The organism is Phocaeicola intestinalis, from assembly GCF_014837065.1.
Taxonomy (GTDB): Bacteria; Bacteroidota; Bacteroidia; order Bacteroidales; family Bacteroidaceae; genus Phocaeicola; species Phocaeicola intestinalis.
Genome location: NZ_JACSPP010000008.1, coordinates 33,740 through 54,959 on the forward strand (window position 1 = coordinate 33,740; position 21,220 = coordinate 54,959).

15 protein-coding genes are annotated in these 21,220 nt (G+C 50.1%); 7 read left to right on the top strand and 8 right to left on the bottom strand.

Features of this window, described 5'->3' with window-relative positions; translation table 11 throughout:
• Positions 1-55: 55 nt before the first annotated feature.
• On the bottom strand, positions 56-2,362 hold the full coding sequence (locus H9625_RS04265; RefSeq protein ID WP_191763133.1) for a TonB-dependent receptor domain-containing protein: 2,307 nt from the start codon (positions 2,360-2,362) through the stop codon (positions 56-58).
• 251 nt (positions 2,363-2,613) lie between these two features.
• Between H9625_RS04265 and H9625_RS04270 the strand changes: the two genes are divergently transcribed.
• From H9625_RS04270 to H9625_RS04290, 5 genes are all read left to right on the top strand, one after another.
• Positions 2,614-4,002 (top strand): sensor histidine kinase, encoded by a 1,389-nt coding sequence (locus tag H9625_RS04270; protein ID WP_191763135.1) that lies wholly within the window; start codon positions 2,614-2,616, stop codon positions 4,000-4,002.
• Entirely contained in the window at positions 3,999-4,691 is a 693-nt protein-coding gene (locus H9625_RS04275; RefSeq protein WP_191763138.1) for a response regulator transcription factor, read from the top strand. Before H9625_RS04270 ends, H9625_RS04275 begins: the two co-directional genes overlap by 4 nt.
• A gap of 169 nt (positions 4,692-4,860) precedes the next feature.
• Positions 4,861-5,361: an NUDIX hydrolase gene (locus tag H9625_RS04280; protein ID WP_191763140.1), complete on the top strand. Its 501-nt coding sequence runs from the start codon at positions 4,861-4,863 to the stop codon at positions 5,359-5,361.
• Between the two features lie 79 nt (positions 5,362-5,440).
• Positions 5,441-6,520 carry a TIGR04133 family radical SAM/SPASM protein gene (locus H9625_RS04285; RefSeq protein ID WP_087406962.1) on the top strand — a complete coding sequence of 360 codons (1,080 nt, stop codon included), beginning with the start codon at positions 5,441-5,443 and terminating at the stop codon, positions 6,518-6,520.
• Between the two features lie 12 nt (positions 6,521-6,532).
• The gene (locus tag H9625_RS04290) at positions 6,533-7,015 is read left to right on the top strand and encodes a radical SAM-associated putative lipoprotein (RefSeq protein ID WP_191763141.1); all 483 of its coding nucleotides are present in this window, start codon (positions 6,533-6,535) and stop codon (positions 7,013-7,015) included.
• Between the two features lie 409 nt (positions 7,016-7,424).
• Here the strand turns inward: H9625_RS04290 and H9625_RS04295 are convergent, their stop codons facing one another.
• The 7 genes from H9625_RS04295 to H9625_RS04325 form a co-directional block, all read right to left on the bottom strand.
• A complete protein-coding gene (locus tag H9625_RS04295) occupies positions 7,425-8,906 on the bottom strand; it encodes an MBOAT family O-acyltransferase (RefSeq protein WP_191763142.1) in 1,482 nt (493 codons plus the stop codon).
• Entirely contained in the window at positions 8,884-9,834 is a 951-nt protein-coding gene (locus H9625_RS04300) for a GDSL-type esterase/lipase family protein (RefSeq protein WP_191763143.1), read from the bottom strand. Before H9625_RS04300 ends, H9625_RS04295 begins: the two co-directional genes overlap by 23 nt.
• A complete protein-coding gene (locus H9625_RS04305) occupies positions 9,821-11,200 on the bottom strand; it encodes an SGNH/GDSL hydrolase family protein (RefSeq protein WP_191763144.1) in 1,380 nt (459 codons plus the stop codon). Before H9625_RS04305 ends, H9625_RS04300 begins: the two co-directional genes overlap by 14 nt.
• A 134-nt stretch (positions 11,201-11,334) precedes the next feature.
• Positions 11,335-12,102 (bottom strand): acyl-ACP--UDP-N-acetylglucosamine O-acyltransferase, encoded by a 768-nt coding sequence (gene lpxA / locus H9625_RS04310; protein ID WP_013617643.1) that lies wholly within the window; start codon positions 12,100-12,102, stop codon positions 11,335-11,337.
• Between the two features lie 28 nt (positions 12,103-12,130).
• Positions 12,131-13,522, bottom strand: coding sequence for a TolC family protein (locus tag H9625_RS04315; protein ID WP_174490715.1), 1,392 nt, complete (start codon positions 13,520-13,522; stop codon positions 12,131-12,133).
• 1 nt (position 13,523) lies between these two features.
• The gene (locus H9625_RS04320; RefSeq protein ID WP_087210748.1) at positions 13,524-16,952 is read right to left on the bottom strand and encodes an efflux RND transporter permease subunit; all 3,429 of its coding nucleotides are present in this window, start codon (positions 16,950-16,952) and stop codon (positions 13,524-13,526) included.
• 41 nt (positions 16,953-16,993) lie between these two features.
• Complete coding sequence (locus H9625_RS04325) at positions 16,994-18,199, bottom strand: efflux RND transporter periplasmic adaptor subunit (protein ID WP_022041105.1); 1,206 nt, start codon at positions 18,197-18,199, stop codon at positions 16,994-16,996.
• Positions 18,200-18,500: 301 nt separating this feature from the next.
• On the opposite strand from H9625_RS04325, the gene H9625_RS04330 reads away from it, so the two are divergent.
• On the top strand, positions 18,501-20,789 hold the full coding sequence (locus H9625_RS04330; RefSeq protein WP_022041106.1) for an NADP-dependent malic enzyme: 2,289 nt from the start codon (positions 18,501-18,503) through the stop codon (positions 20,787-20,789).
• Positions 20,790-20,907: 118 nt separating this feature from the next.
• The gene (locus H9625_RS17590) at positions 20,908-21,090 is read left to right on the top strand and encodes a hypothetical protein (protein WP_087210759.1); all 183 of its coding nucleotides are present in this window, start codon (positions 20,908-20,910) and stop codon (positions 21,088-21,090) included.
• Positions 21,091-21,220: the final 130 nt, after the last annotated feature.

Genomic DNA, 21,220 nt, shown 5'->3' on the forward strand with positions numbered 1-21,220 from the left:
AGCTATTCAGAACCTAGTGCCTAGTACCTAGTACCTTGTCACCTAATACCTTTCGTCACATCCGCTCCATATCGCTTGCCGATGAGTTCTTGCCGCGGTACGTGTTCTTCAACTGATTGAAACGGAAGACCAGGCTGACGGAGAAATTCCATAGCTGGTAGTCTTCGGTCTGGGTGAAACGGAGGTTTCCCTCACGCTGCTCTTCACGGAACTTCATGGTGTGCAGCAGGTCGTAAGCCTTCAGACTGACGCTGAAACGCTTCTCGAAGAAATCTTTCTGCAATTCCAGATTCAGCATTTGGTAAGGACGAATGGACACGCTCCCCAAATCACCGCCGGAATAGAAGGCGTAATACACGCTCAGCAGGTAGTCTTTCCGGAACGTGAACTGCTGGTTGAGCGCGGCGGTACAGTTGGGCGAATTATACGCAAGCGGCTCGCCCCGGTACATCACTTCGAAAAAGGGCTGGCTGATGCCCAGCGTAAGGGAAGGATGCCAGATGCCGAACGTCTTCTGAATGTTCAGCGTCGCCTTCAGGTACTGAATGCGGCGGTAATTGCAAAAGGTGCTGATGATTCGGTTTCCCGCTTCTTCCTCATGGCAGGTGGACAGGTGGTTCTTCTCGTACGTATAGCTCGCGCTGAAATAAAAGGGTTTGTGGCTGATGCTCCACTCCAGCTTGTACGCCGTGGCAGGCAGCAGCAGCGGATTGCCCCGCTGGTACATGAACTCGTTGCTGTAATAGACGGCGTTGCTCAGCTGGCGGAACGAAGGGCGCGTGGTGCGCGACGAGAAAGACAACGTCTGGCTCCAGCCGTTACGCTTGTAGCTGACGCTTGCCGAAGGATAGACGTTGTGAAAGCGGTGGGTCAGGTTACCCGAAGCGTCCAGCCGGTCGCGGAACTTCATCTGCATATATTCGTAACGCACGCCTGCCCGGAAAGAAAAGTCGCCCGCCTCTGCCGACACGTCTGCAAACGCCGCCGCACGCACTTCGTCTTCATCGTAAAGCGAAGCCGCCACATTGTCTGCCCTGCTCTGCAGTTCGTTGTGCGTATGCACCCGGCTCACGTCGCTTCCAAAGCCCACCTGCACACCGGAGGCAGGGCGGTAATCGAACGCCAACTGGCCCGAGGCAATCGACAAATTCCCCTTCCCACGGCTTTCTGTTTCCAGCCATTCGCCCGAACTTGTTTCCGCCGTCGCCTGCCGGTAGCGGTTCCGGTTGTACACAAAGTCGAGGTTGAGGGCGGACGAAAGCCGGTCGCTCCAGTCGGCGTTATGGAACAGGTTGGCGTGATACACGTCGGTGCGGTTCAGGTAATCGTTGTCGATGTCTTTTTCCGCCAAGGGTGCATGGCTCCACCCGTATGCCAGGTTCCCGGTACGGAACGTATAGTCACGTGTATGTGTGCCTTCCACCTTCGCCCCTATCACGTGACGGGCGGTAAGCTCATAATCTGCATTAGCGTACCACGTATGTTGCTTCGTGTCGCGGCGGTCGCCCTGGTCGGGATTCCGGTACAGATACAGGCTGTCGCCCAACGCCAGCTCGTGCGATTGCGGCTGGTTCACCACCGAACGGTAATCGGCATACTGGTAATACGCCGACACGTGGAGCTTCCGGTTCCAGTAGTCGTAGCGCAGCGTCTCGTAGTCGGAATACCGCCTGCCCTGCTCCGACACGTGCTCCGCCAGCAAGGCATGCCCGTCGTCACGGCGCAAGGTATAGACCTTCAGCACCGCTTTCCCCTCGGCGTCGTAGCGTGCGCCCGGATTGGTAATCAGCTCCACCGAACGGATGTCTTGCGGCGTGAGCTGCTGCAGCTCATCGGCACGCGCCTTGCGGTTGTTGATGTAAATCACCGGAGTGCCCAAGCCGAACACTTCCACCCCGCCCGACACGGTGAACGTCATCCCCGGCAACACCGCCAGCATATCGTTGATGCGGTGGTATTGGCTCAACGTCGTGCCCTCCACGCGGGTCAGCAGCGCACCGTCTTTCTGCTGATGAACGGGACGTTCCGCCACCACCTCCACGCCCTGCAGCCGAACGCTCTCTTCGCGCAGCGTCACTTCACCCGTAAAGCCGCTTGCCGGAACCGTGCACGAGTGGTAGCCCAAGCACGAGAACCGCAGCAAGCCTTCGCCCAGAGCCGAAGCCTCCAGCATGAAACATCCGTCGGCATCGCTCACCGTGCCAGCCACAAAAACCGAATCGGGCAGCGCGAGCAGCACCACATTGGCGTACGCCACTCCCCGATGCGCCTCATCCGTCACTTTTCCCGTCAGGCTGTCCGCCCCGATGCCTGCACAGACGCAGTGCAGCAACATCGCTGTAAAAATCATTCTTTTCATCATCGTATGTTTTGTTTTCGTTAAGATTTATCATTCCGTCCGCAGTCGGCAACACTTATCCTACAGGATTGGCATCGTCCGAGCCTCCGACAATGCTTATCCGGCTGGAACTCGCTGCAAAGTAACGGCAAAACTTCCCGGCGGCGAAAAATAATCCTTACCCGTGGGTTACGCCTATATTACTATTTTATTACTCCGCGCCACAGTTCCGGGTTTTTCCGCTATCTTTGTCGTGCACAATCAAACATACGCTTATGAAGAAATCAGTCCCTTGGATAAACCTCGTCACCATAGTCGCCTCGCTGTCCATTCTGATAGCGCAGGCAATCGGCTTCCGCCTGCAGTGCCGGCACGCGCTGGAGCAGGCGGTCAACGAACAGAAACGGCTGGTAGGACAATGCTGCGGCGACTTCTTCCGCCAGCAAATGGAGGTGCCGTCCGACAAAGGCTTCGTGGTCTACCTCTTTACCGCCGAAACCCATGAGCTGCTGGACACCTACACTTCGGTGCCCGGCTCGTACGTTGAAAACGGCATCGTGCGGCTGAACCCTCGCCTGACGCTACAGACCGACACGTTCTACCTGCCTGCTTCCGTCTCCTACAACAACTGGAGTACCTTGGCGACACGCTACGTAGCAAGCGAACGCGGGCTTGCCTCCCCACAAGCACTGGAAGCCTTCTTGCGCGAACGGCTGGACGAACCGGCACTCACGGTCACCGCCTCTGCCGGACGGCAGCTGTTGGCGGACATCGAGACCGTGTCGGCAGGCAGTTTCTTCCGCCCCACGTACCGACTGCAGTTCGGCATCAACCCCCTGAACCGGGAAAGCGTCTTCATCGGAGGCAGCCTCAAGACCGGCACGCTGCTGAAAGAGATATACTGGATGCTGGCGGCATCTGCCGTATGGGCAATCCTCCTGATGCTCTGCCTCATCTACCAGGCACGCACCATTCACGGCGAACGGAAGCTGAACCGCCTGCGCAACGACTTCCTGCACGCGATGATTCACGAACTGAAACGCCCCGTACAGTCGCTAAAAATCCTGATGTCGGTACTTAAGGACAAAGAAATGAGCCGCGATGAAACATTGCGCCGGGAAGCGGTTGCCGATGCACAAGCAGAGCTGGACAACCTCTCCGCTTACTTCTCGAAGCTGCGCGACATGACCTACGGCGACTTCAAGGAAATCCCGCTCAACCGCACCGTGTTCAGCCTGAACGCCCTCCTCCGTCCGCTGGCGGAAAAGGCCGAAAGGCAGGGCGTGAGCATCCGCATCGACTCCGAGCCGCAAGACATCCTCGTGAAAGCCGACCGGATGCACATCAGCAACATCTTCAGCAACCTGCTGGAAAACGCCGTGAAGTATGCGCGGGGCGAAGCCGTCATTACAATTACCCTCCGCCAGACGGGCAACCGGACAGACATCAAGGTGAGCGACAACGGCAGGGGCATCCCAGCCGACGAGCTGAAACACATCTTCGAGAAATTCTACCGCAGCCCGGCAGTGCGCCGCGAGAACATTCCGGGACTGGGACTGGGGCTGAGCTACGTAAAAAGCTTGGTGGAAGCCCACCGCGGGCACATCCGCGTAGAGAGCGAACCAAACCGAGGTACCACCTTTTATATATCTATACCGCAATGAACGATTCACCCTTAAAAATCCTGTTTGCCGACGACGACGCCACATATTCGTTGTTCTTGAAACGCTTCCTCGAAAGAGCAGGCTACGAAGTCGTACACGTGCCCGACGGGAAGCAGGCGCTGGAGCAGTTCCGCCTCTGCCGCCCCGACCTGGTATTGCTGGACATCAATATGCCGGAGATAAACGGCTTCGAGGTGGCACGGCAAATCCGCAGCTGGGACAAGAAAGTGCTGCTGTTCTTCCTGTCCGACCGCACCGAAATCTCCGACCGTCTGAAAGGATTCAGCCTGAAAGGGAACGACTACATCCCCAAGCCCTTCTATCCCGAAGAACTATTGGCAAAGATAGAAGAACGTTTCGCGGGCAGCACCAGCGAAGACAACCCGCACTACCAAGCCAACCATACCCTCTTCTCGCCCGAAACCAACGAGCTGACCGTATGCGGCACGGCGCACACCGTCACCTCGCGTCAGGCGGAAATACTGACCCTGCTGTTCCAAAACATCAACCAGACCGTCTACCGCGAAGACATCCTGACCCACGTATGGGGAAACGACTCGTACGCCAACTCGCTTGCGCTGAACGTGCAGATTTCCTACCTGCGCCACTACCTGAAAGACGATTCGGGCATACGCATCGAGTCCATCAAGAAAAAAGGCTACGTGCTGCGGACGGTTTCTCCCGAATAAATCGGCTGGCGATGCAGGATAAATCCGATGAAATGCTTATTTTTGTGACGATAAAACAAGCAATATTTCACCACAGAGGCCACAGAGGCACACAGAGTCTTTAAATTTTCCTCTGTGATACTCTGTGTCCCCTGTGGTGATTTTTTTCATCCGATAAACGAATCAAGATATGACAAGCGACAACGAAAAAGAAATGTTCCTCCTCGTAGATGAAGAGGGAAACATAACGGGAGCAGCCACGCGGGGCGAATGCCACAACGGGAGCAAACTGCTGCATCCGGTAGTACACTTGCACGTGTTCAACAGCCGGGGCGAACTCTTCCTGCAACGCCGTCCGGCGTGGAAAGACATCCAGCCCGGCAAATGGGACACATCGGTAGGCGGACACATCGACCTGGGCGAGAGTGTAGAAATGGCTCTGATACGGGAGGCACGCGAAGAATTAGGCATTACCGGCTTCACGCCCCAACTCCTGACACATTATGTATTCGAGTCCGACCGTGAAAAAGAACTGGTATTCAGCCACCGTACTACCTACGACGGCACTATCACCCCCAGCGACGAACTGGACGGCGGACGCTTCTGGACTTTAGAGGACATCCGGAAAGCATTAGGCACAGGCATCTTCACGCCTAACTTCGAAAACGAATTCAAACGGTTGGGCTTCTGAACGTAAAAAAACAGGACATGACATGCAGTATTCGAAGTTTTCTTTCATTTACTTAATAAAAATGTGAAAAACATTGTTTATGAAAGAATCACTTACACTACGCAAACGCCTGGGGTTGGAAATCAACCGGAAGCTTACCGACAACCTTATCAAGGAACATCCGTTGCGGCAATTGTTCTGGGAATGCACGCTGCGCTGTAACCTGCATTGCCGCCATTGCGGAAGCGATTGCAAAAAGATAGCCGGCTACCAGGACATGCCGAAAGAAGATTTCCTGCGGGTGCTGGACAATGTAGCCGCACACACCGACCCGCACAAGGTATTCGTCATCCTGACCGGAGGCGAACCGCTGGTGCGCGAAGATTTGGAAGAATGCGGACGAGCCATTTACGAAAAAGGATTCCCTTGGGGCATGGTGACAAACGGATTGTTCCTTACTCCCGAACGGTTGGAAAGCCTCATCCGTGCCGGCATGCACTCGGCTACCGTCAGTCTGGACGGATTCAAGGAAGAGCACAACTGGATGCGCGGACATCCGGAAAGCTTCGACCGTGCCATCAAAGCCATCCGTATGCTGGCAGCCTTACCCGGCTTCGTGTTCGATGTAGTGACCTGCGTGAACAAGCACAATTACCCTTACCTGGAAGAACTGAAACAATACCTCATCGGCATCGGACTGAAACGCTGGCGGCTCTTCACCGTGTTCCCCATAGGAAGGGCGGCGCACGATGCCGAACTGCAACTCTCTCCCGAAGAGTTCCGGGGGATGCTGGACTTCATCAAACGCACGCGCCAATCCGGAGACATCCGCATCAGTTACGGATGCGAAGGCTTCTTGGGCAACTACGAAGGAGACGTGCGCGACCACCTGTTCAGTTGTCAGGCAGGCATCACTGTCGGTTCGGTACTGATAGACGGGTCTATCTCCTCGTGCCCCAGCATCCGCGCCGATTATCACCAAGGCAACATCTATCAGGACGAGTTCATGGAAGTATGGGAAAACCGCTTCCTCCCCTATCGCGACCGCGAATGGATGCGCACCGGCGAATGTGCCTCGTGCGACTATTTCCGCTATTGCCGGGGTAACGGCATGCACCTGCGCAACGAGAAAGGTGAACTGTTAGTATGTCATTTGCACAAATTATTCACCAAATCATAAATCAAAACGTATATGAAAACAAACAAATGGATAACGCGCCTCCTATCGGGCGCACTGGTCGCATTAGGATTTACCGCCTGCGACGATGAAAACAATGGTGATTACCCTGATGATTATCCATTAGAATACGGAAGCCCTTCTGTAGAATATCGGGTAAAAGGCACCGTGACCGATGAAGCCGGAAACCCGATTGAGAACATTCGGGTCATTATCCGAAATGCGTGGGACAACACGCCCAATCCGTATATGGACGATACGGTCTACACCGACAAGCAAGGGGCATTTGCCAACGAAATGAACACTACCGGAGGTATCGGCAAGCAGAAAGTTTACTTCGATGACATCGACGGAGAAGCCAACGGAGGCACTTTCCAATCGGACAGCACGGATCTTGCCGATATGGAAAGCACGCAAGTGAAAGAAGGGTCGGGCAACTGGTATCAAGGACAATACGAGTTTACCGTCGAAAAGAAGCTGAAGAAAGATACGGAATAAATGGCAAACGCATTCGGCTGCGAAGCCCAACACGCCCTATTATCCTGCCAGTCCTGTCCTGTCAGGACTGCTATCCTCTGCGGTCAGTACTCCAGTCCTAGCCTATCAGGACTGCAGTCCTGGCTACAAGGACTGAGGGAAGAAGCTATATGCATCGGGCCATGCAGCAATATCCCTTCACAATATCAACCTATTAAAAGGAATGGAACGCAAAGACGCAGAAGCGCTGAGTTTTTATCTTTGAGAGAGCCAAGAGTACAAAGGCCGGCATTGGGCTTCGCAACCTTTTACCTTCTCCAAATTATCCTTTCGCGCCTTTGCGCCTTTGCGTTCAATATAAGGAATCACCGGACTTTTCGCATTTCATTTCTGTTTGACCATAAAGCCTCTACGGTGAAAGACGTTTCCCTTAGAACTGGAAGTAAATGAAAGGCTGGATGTCGCTGCTCTTTACCTGAATCACGATAAATATCAACACAATGACCAGCAACGCCTGCCCTACCAGCGGAAGGCGGACCACGCCCCGGCTGCACGCATCCTGCCAGCTATCGGGCAACCAATGAAGCACGTAACCCAACGCCATCAGCGCAAAAACTTTCCAATAACCCGTAATCAACTGCACGAACAATTCGGGATGGAACGAAGTAAAGATTTGGCGGATCATCGTCTGCGAACCTTCGAACGTGGTGTTGCGGAAGAATATCCAGCAGAAGCAGACGAAATGGAAGGTAATCACCACCGCAAAGAAACGCCGAATCCCCGTACTGCGATAGGTCTTGGGACGGTGCAACAGGCTGCGCAAGAACTTATGCACCGCCAACGCTGCTCCATGAAGCCCTCCCCACACGATGAAATTCCAAGAAGCTCCGTGCCACAAGCCTCCCAAAAGCATCGTTACAATCAAGTTGATGTACGTGCGGACCTTCCCCTTGCGGTTCCCTCCCATCGAAATGTACAGATAATCGCGGAGCCACGTAGAAAGGGATATGTGCCAGCGATGCCAGAAATCGGTCACGCTGTCCGACTTGTATGGCGAATTGAAGTTGATGGGGAAACGGAAGCCCAACAGCAGGGCAAGCCCGATTGCCATATCGCTGTACCCCGAAAAGTCGCAATAAATCTGCAGCGCATAGCCATATACCCCGAACAGGTTTTCCAATCCCGAATACAAACCGGGATTATCGAAGATGCGCTCCACGAAATTGATGCTGATGTAATCGGATATGACCGCCTTCTTGAACAGACCGCTCACGATAAAGAAGATACCCTGCCCGAACATCTCGTTGGTAACCCTAAGCGGCTGGCGTATCTGAGGCACGAAATCGCGGGCACGCACAATGGGACCCGCCACCAGCTGGGGAAAGAACGATACATAAAAAGCATAATCGAGCAGGCTGGAAAGTGGTTTCAGGTCGCCCCTATACACATCGAGGGTGTAGCTGAGCGACTGGAAGGTAAAGAAGGAAATGCCTACCGGCAGGAAGATGTCGAGCGGTTCAAAACTTCCGTTCCACAAAGGGCAGAGCATTTCGTAAAAGAAGTTGGTGTATTTGAAGTAACACAACAAGCCCAGGTTAATGCACAGGCTGACAACTACCAGCAACTTCCTTTTCCAATGAGCGACCGTATGCGCCATCTGCCGGGCAAGCAGGAAGTCGCTCACCGTCACAATTCCCAACAGGAAGAAATAAATGCCGCTGCTTTTGTAATAGAAATAATACGAAAATGCCGTGACGAACAGCAGGCGTGCCGTCGTCTTTTTCTGCAACAGCGCATAAACCAGGCTGAACCCTAAAAAAAGAAACAGAAACAGTCCGCTGTTGAATATCATCGGCTGGCTGGGGTCATAAGTCAGGACCTCTGCCAGTTTACTCCAATCCAGTTGCCACATAATCGTTGTAAGCCTTTATGAATGCTTCGTGAAGCAATAAACCTTGTACTATATATCCTTCTCTCGTAAAATGAATCTTGTCACGCTGATAGAAATGTGCCGCATTCCAGTTCAGGCAGGCACGCTCCTTTCCTCCCACAATATCGTATAAGTCCCAAACGGCAAGCCCGTTCTCGCGTGCGAAACGCAATTCGGTACTTACCACCGAAGGTGTCCGCGGATTGATGACACGCGGTCCGCGCCGTCCGTTCCTAACGTAAGCGCCGGGCGGAGTAGTCCATAGAAAAGCCGCATCGGGACATTGCTGTTTCAATACAGCCAGCATGGTGCTCATGGCTTCTGTATGTTCGGAAGCAGAATAACGCCTCCCGTGCGCCTCGTTTGTTCCAAATGACACGATTACCAAATCGGGATGCAAGTCTGCCACCTTTTGCAAACGTTCGGGCGTGGAATACGAAGCGCAAGTAGCTCCATTTACCCCCAAGATATGATACACCACTCCTTCCCTGCCTGTTTCCACCGCCAAGCCCGAAGTCTGATAAGACACCGGAAGGTCTTCTACCGCCCTCATTCCGAAATCATCTTCCAGACAACGGCGCATCACATACGGAAAAACGTACCCACGTACATGCGAATCGCCGATATGCACAATGCGTACCGGACGGTCCAACCGCTTTAACTTTGCAAAGAAAGGCACTAAAGAAGCCGTCGGGTCTGTCAGAACATTATCCTCAGTCTGCAAGAACTTATCCGGCATCGGACTGTCTACGGCAATGAATTCCATGAGCCGGGTCATCTCTTCACTGGAATATATCGGCTCCGAATGCCTGTCCGGCTTGGGCTGGACGGGTATGGTGTCTTGCGCGTATACCCATTGTCCCACCAGAAAGAGCAATGCTAAAGCGTATCGTAACCTATTCATTTTCATAAGCTTTCCGTTTCTCATGCTGTTCCTTGCCGTACATCAATGTCTCAAATAACAATTCAGCCAAGTGTTTCCCTCCTCTGAAATTAATATGGGTATAATCGTAGTTTGCCATCTGAGGCTTGCTTTCCACCATTTTCACGATGCTGCCTTCTCCCCCCATCGCTTCGTAAAGATTCCAAAAAGCGATATGCGTCTCGGCAGCCAGTGCCTGCTGATAGCGCACCAGGTTCTTGACACCCGGCATCGTACGCAACTTGCCTGTCTCATCCTTCGACTCACGGTCTCCGATGCTGACCAGCAAGAAGGAAGCTTGCGGGAATGCCTCTTTCAAACGGTTGATTACCTTCACCATTTCGGAAGTGTAATAGCGGTAATTCGTTATACCTTCCGATGCCACATTCAAACCGTATTGCAAGACAATCAAATCGTATGTACGGAGCCGGTTATACGCCCGCAACATCGGCATCGGCACACCGCCCAACTGCTGCCCGCTGCTGCCCCGGGTACTGAAGTTGTCAACCACAATGCCCGAAGACGGATCCATGGTCACACCGTAACAGATAGCAGTAGAATCTGTATGTTCCACTCTCCATTCGACACTACGTATATCCTCCTGCACCGTAGCTGCCTGTAACAGGCTGTCGCCGGCAAAAGCATACGAAACCGTATCCGCTCCCTGATTGAGTACAGCCGAAAGCCGGATGGAGTCGAGCGAAACAAAATAGAAGGAAGACGTCTCGCACGCTCCCAGATGGTCAGCGTATGTACCCAAACCTTTCAACGTAACACGGGCACCCGACGAAGGATAATAATAATGATTGGACAAATCCTGCAAACGGCGGTTAAAGCCCACCGAATCAGTAACCGAATGGGTCTTCCAACCGCTGAACGTATGTTTAACCGTGGGGCGGAATCCTGCCACACGGGAAGTAACCGGGACATAACCGACACCACAACCGCCGAAACGCGACTGAAGCATGGCACGCAAATCGGCAGTGAGAATGTCTCCTTCGATAAACGAATCTCCGAAATAAGCAATACGCACGGGACGGCGAAGCGTCGGACAAGCCGACAAGGCTTCGTAGAAATGCGACATCCCCCGCATCGTAGAATCAGCATAGTCTTCGATGCAAGTCATTCCGGTCTTGCACGTATCGACAAAGGCAGGCTTCACCACCGGAGGCAACACCAAAGAATCAGAGTCTGCCAACACCTCCTCCACAGAGTCGGGGCGCAAGTCGGACAGTAAATCAACTTTGCGCAACGTATATCCCCCAACCTTCAAGACAGGCAGGAAATACATCGCCAACAAACCTCCTGCAACCAGCAAAGCAAAGAAAAACGTGGATGTAACTTTATTTTTCATCGTTCTCACACTAAAAAAACGGCACAAAGATAACAGATTTTCGACATACGCCACACACGTACCAAATAAAAAAACTTCCAAAGCTCCTTACGGGCTTTGGAAGTTTTTATGCTTATCTCAACAAGAGATACAAATCAATGAATGATACCCAGCTTGGAAGATTCCACAAACTTGATGATGTTCTCAATTTCAGGACTATTCGGAATCTGCTCCCTGATACGGATCAGCGCATCGTGCTGTGAGGTATTTGCCTTGTACAAAATACGGTATGCCTGCGCAATGTGCTTGACTAAGGTCTCAGAGAATCCTGCACGCTCCAGCACAAGCGTACTGATGCTGTAGAACTCAATCGGTTCGTGCGCTGCCACGATATAAGGAGGTATATCCTTTACGAAACGGCAACCTCCTTGCACCACCGAATAACTTCCCAGCCGCGTATTTCCCTGCATCAGCACATTCGATGTCAGGATAGAGCAATCGAAAACGATGCAGTTTCCCGAAATTTGCGAACCGTTTCCGATAATGCACCGGTTGCCTACTGTCACGTCGTGCGACAAACGTGCACCGGTCATGATAAAATTACCATTACCCACCGATGTTTCATGGTCGGCATGTGTAGCACGGATAATCACGGCATTCTCACGAATCACATTATTGTCTCCGATGCGTGCAATGGTATCTTCTCCTGTATAGGCAAAGTCTTGCGGAACAGCTGCAATCACTGCTCCTTGACAGACCTTGTTACCGTTCCCCATACGTGTACCACTCATCAGGCTTGCGTAAGGCATAATCTCATTGTCATCCCCTATCTCGACATTCTTATCGATATAGGCAAACGGATGAACCGTAACATTGTTGCCAATCTTTGCAGACGGGTCAACATAAGCTAAAGGACTGATCATAGTTGCTTTATTTTAAGGTTAATAAATCTCATTCTCTACCTCCGCCCAGTGCACTATACAAAGAAACGACTGCCTGTATGCGCTGCATATTGTCCGAAACTTCGGTCAATTGAGCGCTCAGCAGGTTCTGCTGTGCCGTCAGGATTTCCAAATATGTGGCATCACCACTTTGGAACAATGCTTTGGTATAAGTAACCGCCTTGTCCAACTGGTCTACCTGCTGACGGTCGTGTTCCAGCTTCTTGTCCTGTGTATCATAGAGACGCAAGGCATTGCTGACTTCCTCTCCGGCTTCCAAAATGGTCTGCTGGTAATTCATACGTGCAATCTCTTCTTCAGCTTTCGAAACCTTTAAGTTAGCCACTAATTTGCCATTGTTAAAGATAGGTTGTGCCAATGAAGCCAATGCCTGAAACATGAACTCAGCCGGATTGGCAACCGAAATGTTCGACCCGTTCGTCCAACCTGCCGTAGCCGTAATGTTCAATCCCGGATAAAACGCAGCACGCGCCTGATTGGTTGTATAATATGCACTTGCCAAAGTCATCTCGGCAATCTTAACATCGGGACGGTTTTCCAACAATTGCAAAGGAACACCGACCGTCAAATCTTCCGGCATCACCTGCTCATCCAAAGTATTGCGGTCAATCGGCTGAGGAGTCTTTGCCAACAGCACGCAAAGCGAGTTCTCAGTTTCACGCACCTGACGCTGCAAGTCCAGCAACGAAGCCTGTACCTGATGGTAAGCGGCACGCATCTGGGCTACAGCAGCCTCGGTAGTCATTCCGGCAATTTTCATCGCTTCCATCGTGCGTACGTTTTCCTTATAGATGTCTACAGTCTGGCTTGTAATCTCTACCTGACGGTCGAGCATCAACAAAGAATAATACGTATTCGCAATGCCGCAAATGATTTGCGAACGTGTAGCTTGTTCAGAATATTGGCTCTGAAGATAAGCCACCTTCTGCCCGCGTTTCGTATTCAGAATCTTACCGAAGAAATCAAGTTCCCAACTGGCTGCAACCGGCAGCGTATAAGCCTTTACATAATTTCCTCCATCCATGCTGGTTGCAGTACCTTGAGGAGCCAGATTGATGGAAGGGAGATAAGACAACTTGGCAGCAGTCAGCATGACTTTCGCTTCTTCCACCCGAAGGGCGGCAGCCTGCAAATCCACATTGTTCGCCAATCCCTCTTCAATAAGCGCCTGCAGCTTGGCATCGCGGAAAACTTCTTGCCAAGGCAGGTTTCCCATATTTGTCGTATCGGTTGTTGCCAACGTATCCGTAGGCGAAACCGGGTCACGGTAGATGCCCGAAGCATCTATCGTTTCCGGACGGTCATACGATTTATAAATGTGGCAGCTGCTCATCATAGCAGCTACGCACACAATTCCTATTATTTGTTTCTTCATTATCATCTTATCGTTTAGTAGGAGTATACTGTTCAATTTCAGATTCCACTTCGCTTTCGTCCAAGCTATCCCATTCCATCGGTTTAACTTTTTCTTGCAACCATTGGAACGTCACGAACAAAATCGGAACGATGAAAATCTGGAAAATCATACCAATCAACATACCGCCGATAGCCGAAGCACCCAATGTACGGTTACCATGGGCACCTACACCGAAGGCGAACATCAACGGGAGCAAACCGATAATCATTGCCAAAGAAGTCATCAGAATCGGTCGCAGACGGGCGGAAGCACCCAAGACAGCTGCCCAAGATATACTCATACCCTGCTTACGACGGTCGAGCGCGAACTCTACAATCAAGATGGCATTCTTTGCCAACAGACCCATCAACATAATCAACGCAATCTGCATATAAATATCGTTCGACATCGTTCCCAATACCATCTTCAATGCCGGAATACTGCCCAATGCCGAGAAACCGTTGACAAACAGGAAGCTTCCCAACAAACCGCAAGGTATTGACAACAATACTGCCAAAGGCAACAGGTAGCTTTCATACTGTGCACTCAGCAACAAGTAAACGAATACCAGACAGAGCACAAAGATAATTCCTGTCGTATTGGTGGTCTGTGCCTCTTCACGCGCCATACCTCCCAATTCGTAACCGAAACCGGCAGGCAAGTTATCGTTTGCTACTTCAGCAATCGCTTGCAATGCCTGACCTGAAGAATAACCGGCAGCCGGAGAAACCATCACCTGAATAGAAGTATACAGGTTGAAACGGCTGATGACATCCGGACCGTAAATCTTCTTCAGCGATACGAACTGCGAAATAGGAGCCATCTCGCCGTCACTGCCACGCACCTTGATTCCGTTCAACGACTCCAAGTTCTTTGTAGCATCGGGTTCTGCTTGAATCATCACACGGTACATCTTACCGAAGCTGTTGAAGTTAGAAGCATAGATACCACCAAAGTAACCTTGCATGGTTGTCAAGATGTCGCTCGGGCTGATACCTGCTTTCTTACAAGCTGCCGCATCAATATCCAACTGATATTGCGGGAAGCTCGGGTTAAAGTTGGTAGAAGCCGAATTGATTTCCGGACGCTCCTGCAAAGCGGCAATATAGTCGTTTACCACCTGGAAGAAGTGGTCCAGACTACCACCGGTCTTATCCTGCATGTTCAACTCGATATCGGTTGAAATAGAATAACCCGGAATCATCGGAGGTGCAAAGAACAGTACTTGCGCATCCTTGAAGAGTTTCTGTGAACGCATGAACAACGTAGCGACCACAATATCTGAACTCTGCTGCGTACTCCGTTCTTCCCAGTCTTTCAGCTTGATGATGATAGAACCGTAAGAAGGTCCCTGACCGCTACCGATAAAGCTGAAACCGGAAATCACCGTACGTGACTGAACGGCAGGTTCGGCAGCAATCAGGCTGTCTACCTGTGCCAATACTTCACGCGCACGTTCCTGAGAAGTGCCGGGAGGCAAAGTCACAGAACCCATAATGGTACCCGTATCTTCATTCGGCACCATACCGGTAGGTGTAATGCTCATGAATACGACCAAAAGCACAATCGCTCCGGCAACCATACCCATTGACAGCCAACGTTTGTGGATAAAAAATACGACACGTTTCTTGTATTTTGCCAGCAACGAATTATACGACTTGTTGAACGAGTTCTTGAACTTGTCGGTAGTCATACCGGCAAAAGCCAAGACACTGATAATAATCATCACGATACAGAGCACCGGATGTTCTTCGAAACTGAACAAGCCGAAAATCATACCCAGAATGGCAACAACCGTAAAGAGAATGACAATCTTCGGGTTCATCCACTTACCGAGAGCGTCTGTATACCGTGCCACGAGAATCTTACGAGACTCCTTATAAGCCGTACCCATACGTTCTTTCAACGTAGCTTCCGAATTATGCGGTTTCAAGAACAAGGCACACAATGCCGGAGAAAGCGTCAAGGCGTTCAGAGCCGAGAAACCGATAGAAATCGCCATGGTCAGACCGAACTGCTGATAGAAGGTACCTGCCGTACCACTCATGAAACTTACCGGAATGAACACAGACATCATCACCAACGTAATGGAAACGATGGCGCTGCCCAATTCGCTCATGGCATCGATAGATGCCTCACGCGTTGACTTATATCCCTGGTCCAACTTGGCGTGGACACCCTCGACGACGACTATGGCATCATCGACGACTATCGCAATCGCAAGCACCATAGCCGACAAGGTCAGCAAGTTGATACTGAAGCCGATAATCTTCAAGGCAAAGAAGGTGGCAATCAAAGCTACCGGAATGGCAATCGCCGGAATCAACGTAGAACGCATATCCTGCAAGAAGATATATACTACGATAAACACCAGGATAAATGCTTCAATCAACGTCTTGACAACCTCATGAATAGAAGCGAACAAGAAGTCGTTGGCACTCTGTGCAATGTTGATACCCAAGCCTTCGGGAAGATTCTTTTCATATTCGGCAAGCACTTTTTCCAAGTTAGCAATGGTTTCCGTCGCATTGGTTCCTGCCATCTGATAGATGATACAAGATACAGCCTTGTGACCGTTTACCGTATTGTTGAAGTTGTAAGTCAAACGGCCCAATTCCATTTCGGCTACATCTTTCAAGCGAAGCAATTCACCGTTCGGCAAAGACTTGATGACAATATCGCCGAATTCTGTTTCGCTCGACAAACGTCCTTTATAACGGATGGTATATTGGAACGACTGGTTACCGCGTTCACCAAACTGTCCCGGAGCAGCTTCCACGTTCTGTTCTGCCAATACTCCCGTAATGTCACTCGGCACCAACTTATACTGCGCCATCACATCCGGTTTCAACCAGATACGCATGGAGTAGTCGGTACCCATCACATTGGCATCACCCACACCGCTTACACGCTTGATTTCCGGAATCAAGTTGATACTTGCGTAGTTTTCGAGGAACTCGATGTTGTATTTGTCTTCCTTATCATAGATAGAGAAAATCATCAACATAGAGGTCTGACGCTTCATGGTGGTCACACCGACCTGTGTTACTTCAGCAGGCAACAGACCTTGAGCCTGAGTCACACGGTTCTGCACATTGACCTGCGCCATATCGGGGTCAGTTCCTTGATTAAAATACACTGTGATACGTGCCGAGCCGTTATTGGTAGCGGTAGACTGCATGTACATCATGTTTTCCACACCATTGATCTGGTCCTCCAACGGAGAAATCACAGAGTTCAATACAGCCTGCGCATTGGCACCTGTATAGGTCGCACTAACCGAAACGGTAGGCGGCGCGATGTCCGGATATTGGGTAATTGGCAAAGTTGCCAAACCGATAAAACCCAAGATTACCAACAAAATTGAGATAACGGTTGATAATACCGGACGGTTAATAAATTTATCTAGTTTCATTCTATACCTTATATATTATATAACGATATTTACGTATTGAATCAATTAAAAGCTGTAGCCAGATTGCCTTCTCTCTGGTCTTTCAAAGCCTGCTGATACTTGGCTTCTCTTTGGGCAGGGGTAATCGGAGTTATCTTCATACCGTCGCTCAAACGGGTTACACCTTCTACGGCAATCTTGTCGCCCGACTTCAAACCGTCAAGCACAATGTAGTTCTTGCCGTCGTTCAAGTTCGAGATTTGGATTTCCGTATACTTCACTGTGCTGTCCGGTTGCAATACGTAAACGAACTTCTTGTCCTGGATGTCTACCGTAGCCGACTGCGGAACCAACAATACATTTTCCATTGTATAAGGGAAGATAATGTTCGCCATACCTCCGCTCCGCAGTACATTCTGCTTATTGGGGAAAATGGCACGCATGCTTACCGAACCGGTTTCCTGGTCGATAACACCGCTCACGGCATCAATCTTTCCTTTTTCCGCATAAACGCTTCCATCAGAAAGTTCCAGCTGCACTTCCGGCATCTTCTCCAATTGCTCTTTCAGTGTACCACCTGCCTTGGTCAGGTTCAACAGTTCCTTTTCGGTCAATGAGAAATACACATACATGTCCCCGATTTGAGAAACCGTTGTCAAAGGATCAGCTACCGACGGGCTTACCAGTGCACCTATACGGTAGGGGAACGTACCGATAACGCCGTCCGAAGGGCTGGTCACCGTACAGAATCCCAGATTCTGCTTGGCAGCAGTGTACGAAGCTTCAGCCTGTGCCAGGCTTGCCTTAGCTGTCAACAGGTTGTTGACGGCAGTCTGATATTCAAAATCACTGATGATTTTCTGTTCGTGAAGCATCTTTTTGTTCACTTCCGTTTCCGAAACAGTCTTCAGATTTGCTTTCGCAGACTCAACTCCTGCCTTAGCCTGGTCAAACGCCGCCTGATATTGTGTGGGGTCAATTTGGAACAACGCTTGTCCCTTATGAACGGTAGCACCTTCGTCTACACACAATTTCACGATAAATCCCGACACTTGCGGACGGATTTCAATATCCTGCAAACCTTTGATTGTTGCCGGATACTTTGTCACCTGATTACTGGAAGTAGAAGTCACTTCCTGTACTGTGAACTCGTCATCACCCATTTTACCGCCTTGGCTGCTACATGCAGTCAACGCCGATATGCCCAATGCCAAAAGGGCTATCCGGCTAGAAGAAAAACTTCTGTTTTTTTTCATGCTCATATTCATAAATATAACTGTTAGTGTTTCCTTGATTTGTTAATTGCCTATGAAAACTTGCCCAAATGCATTCGCTTGAGCTTTGCAAAGATAGGAAAAAAGTGTCTATATAAAATAGGTGTTTAACTAAGAATAACCATAAAACAAAGAAGTTATTACATATAGTCCTAATAATCCGACCAAATGACAAATCTTATCGACAAAAAATGTGACGATTCCTGCAATTTAGAGTTTTTAAAGCCTAAATATCGTCCATTTGTTATTTTATTCTTACTTTTGCACAACACATTAACGATAAATCTAAAAGAAGATGGTGAAAATAACAAAAGAAGCTGCCCTGCTTTATCACTCGCAAGGCAAGCCAGGAAAAATTGAGGTCGTACCGACCAAGCCTTATCAAACCCAACGTGATTTGTCTTTAGCTTATTCTCCCGGTGTAGCGGAACCGTGTCTGGAAATCCAAAAGAACCCCGACACTGCATACGACTACACAGACAAAGGAAACTTGGTAGCGGTTATTTCGAACGGAACCGCCGTATTGGGATTGGGAGACATCGGTGCCATGAGCGGCAAACCGGTTATGGAAGGAAAAGGATTACTGTTCAAGATTTACGCAGGCATTGATGTATTCGACATTGAAGTCAACGAAAAAGATCCCGACAAATTCATCGAAGCTGTAAAGGCGATTGCCCCGACATTCGGAGGCATCAACCTGGAAGACATCAAAGCACCTGAGTGCTTCAAAATCGAACAACGGCTGAAAGAAGAACTGGACATCCCGGTCATGCACGATGACCAGCACGGAACTGCCATTATTTCAAGTGCAGGACTGCTGAATGCGCTGGAGGTAGCAGGCAAGAAGATAGAAGAAGTAAAGATTGTGGTAAATGGAGCCGGAGCTTCTGCCGTATCATGCACCAAACTTTACATCTCACTGGGAGCGCGACTGGAAAACATCCTGATGCTGGACAGCAAAGGGGTCATAACCAAAGAGCGTACCGACCTGAACGAACAGAAGAAATTCTTTGCGACAGACCGCACCGATGTACATACATTAGCCGAAGCCATCAAAGGCGCCGATGTATTCCTGGGACTTTCCAAAGGGAATGTCCTGACACAAGACATGGTACGCAGCATGGCTTCTCACCCGATTGTTTTCGCATTGGCAAACCCGACACCCGAAATTTCGTACGAAGACGCCATGGCATCACGCCCGGATGTATTAATGTCGACCGGACGTTCTGATTACCCGAACCAAATCAACAACGTTATCGGATTCCCCTACATCTTCCGCGGCGCACTCGACACCCGTGCCACAGCCATCAACGAAGAAATGAAACTGGCAGCCGTACGCGCCATTGCCGGACTGGCAAAGAAACCGGTACCCGATGTAGTAAACAACGCTTACCATGTCAACAACCTGACCTTCGGACCTGATTATTTCATTCCGAAACCGGTTGACCCGCGCCTGATAACCGAAGTGTCTATGGCTGTAGCCAAGGCTGCTATGGATTCGGGAGTAGCACGCAAGCATATCACCGACTGGGACGGATACAAGAATCACTTGCGCGAACTGATGGGACAAGAAAACAAGCTTACCCGCCAGTTATACGAAACCGCACGCCAGGACCCGCAACGTGTCGTATTTGCTGAAGGTATCCACCCCAATATGCTGAGAGCTGCGGTAGAAGCAAAAGCCGAAGGCATCTGCCACCCGATTCTATTGGGCAACGAAGAACGCATCGAAAAACTTGCCAAAGAACTGGATTTAAGCCTGGAAGGTATCGAAATCGTCAACTTGCGTCATGACCGTGAAGCAGAGCGCCGTGAACGCTATGCACGCATCTTGAGCGAGAAACGTGCCCGTGAAGGAGCAAACTATCAAGAGGCAAACGACAAGATGTTCGAACGTAACTACTTCGGTATGATGATGGTAGAAACCGGTGAAGCAGACGCTTTCGTTACAGGTCTGTATACCAAATATACCAACACCATTAAGGTGGCAAAAGAAGTTATCGGCATCCAGCCGGGATACAAACACTTCGGCACCATGCATATCCTGAACTCCAAGAAAGGCACTTATTTCATTGCCGATACACTGATCAACCACCATCCCGACACGGAAACCCTGATTGACATCGCCAAATTGTCTGCCAAAGCAGTACGTTTCTTCAACCAAGAACCGGTAATGGCAATGCTTGCTTACTCCAACTTCGGTTCCGACCAGGAAGGAAGCCCGGCTAAAGTGCACGAAGCCTTAGCCTACATGCAGCAAGAATTCCCCGATCTGGCTATCGATGGAGAAATGCAGGCAAGATTTGCCCTCAACAACGAGTTGCGTGACGAGAAATATCCGTTCACCCGCCTGAAAGGTAAAGAAGTCAATACACTGGTATTCCCGAACCTGAACTCTGCCAACGCTACTTACCAGCTTATCCAAAGCATGAGCGAAACAGAAGTAATCGGCCCGATTCAGATGGGACTGAACAAACCGATTCACTTTACCGACATTGAAAGCTCGGTGCGCGATATCGTCAACATCACCGCTATCGCCTGCATCGATGCGATCGTAGCCAAGAAGTTGCATAACCAAAAATAAATTTATGTCTCTGTTTGAAACGCAGATTTACACAGATTTTCGCAAATTAAAAAACTGCGAGAATCTTCGTGAATCTGCGTTTCTTCTGTCACCATACACCTTTTCATACCCTGACCTTATGCGAAAACCACTCACCTCTTCACAATGTGTCGTGTTAGCCTTGGCTTGGGCAGCACTTTGTTTCATTGTTCTTACTTCCAGCCCACAAATTGACGGCATGCTTATCCTGACAATACTCATTTCAGGTGCCCTGGTGTTCATTCCGATTGTCAAAGCGTTAAAAAAGAAACAGCAGAAGTAGTCATTTCCACACAAAAACGAAACAAAAACAACTTTTTGATGTTTTTACTCTGATTTTCTTACTAAATTGTTGCATAAATAAAAAATAATCTATACTTTTGCCACATCAAACAATGAGAAGAATATTTAAT

What these genes read in the sequence shown, in the direction of transcription:
- H9625_RS04275 (WP_191763138.1), top strand. Translation starts at nt 3,999, where the DNA reads ATGAACGATTCACCCTTAAAAATCCTGTTTGCCGACGACGACGCCACA.
- H9625_RS04270 (WP_191763135.1), top strand. Translation starts at nt 2,614, where the DNA reads ATGAAGAAATCAGTCCCTTGGATAAACCTCGTCACCATAGTCGCCTCG.
- H9625_RS17590 (WP_087210759.1), top strand. Translation starts at nt 20,908, where the DNA reads ATGCGAAAACCACTCACCTCTTCACAATGTGTCGTGTTAGCCTTGGCT.
- H9625_RS04300 (WP_191763143.1), bottom strand. Translation starts at nt 9,834, where the DNA reads ATGAAAATGAATAGGTTACGATACGCTTTAGCATTGCTCTTTCTGGTG.
- lpxA (WP_013617643.1), bottom strand. Translation starts at nt 12,102, where the DNA reads ATGATCAGTCCTTTAGCTTATGTTGACCCGTCTGCAAAGATTGGCAAC.
- H9625_RS04325 (WP_022041105.1), bottom strand. Translation starts at nt 18,199, where the DNA reads ATGAATATGAGCATGAAAAAAAACAGAAGTTTTTCTTCTAGCCGGATA.
- H9625_RS04315 (WP_174490715.1), bottom strand. Translation starts at nt 13,522, where the DNA reads ATGATAATGAAGAAACAAATAATAGGAATTGTGTGCGTAGCTGCTATG.
- H9625_RS04330 (WP_022041106.1), top strand. Translation starts at nt 18,501, where the DNA reads ATGGTGAAAATAACAAAAGAAGCTGCCCTGCTTTATCACTCGCAAGGC.
- H9625_RS04320 (WP_087210748.1), bottom strand. Translation starts at nt 16,952, where the DNA reads ATGAAACTAGATAAATTTATTAACCGTCCGGTATTATCAACCGTTATC.
- H9625_RS04285 (WP_087406962.1), top strand. Translation starts at nt 5,441, where the DNA reads ATGAAAGAATCACTTACACTACGCAAACGCCTGGGGTTGGAAATCAAC.
- H9625_RS04265 (WP_191763133.1), bottom strand. Translation starts at nt 2,362, where the DNA reads ATGATGAAAAGAATGATTTTTACAGCGATGTTGCTGCACTGCGTCTGT.
- H9625_RS04280 (WP_191763140.1), top strand. Translation starts at nt 4,861, where the DNA reads ATGACAAGCGACAACGAAAAAGAAATGTTCCTCCTCGTAGATGAAGAG.
- H9625_RS04305 (WP_191763144.1), bottom strand. Translation starts at nt 11,200, where the DNA reads ATGAAAAATAAAGTTACATCCACGTTTTTCTTTGCTTTGCTGGTTGCA.
- H9625_RS04295 (WP_191763142.1), bottom strand. Translation starts at nt 8,906, where the DNA reads ATGTGGCAACTGGATTGGAGTAAACTGGCAGAGGTCCTGACTTATGAC.
- H9625_RS04290 (WP_191763141.1), top strand. Translation starts at nt 6,533, where the DNA reads ATGAAAACAAACAAATGGATAACGCGCCTCCTATCGGGCGCACTGGTC.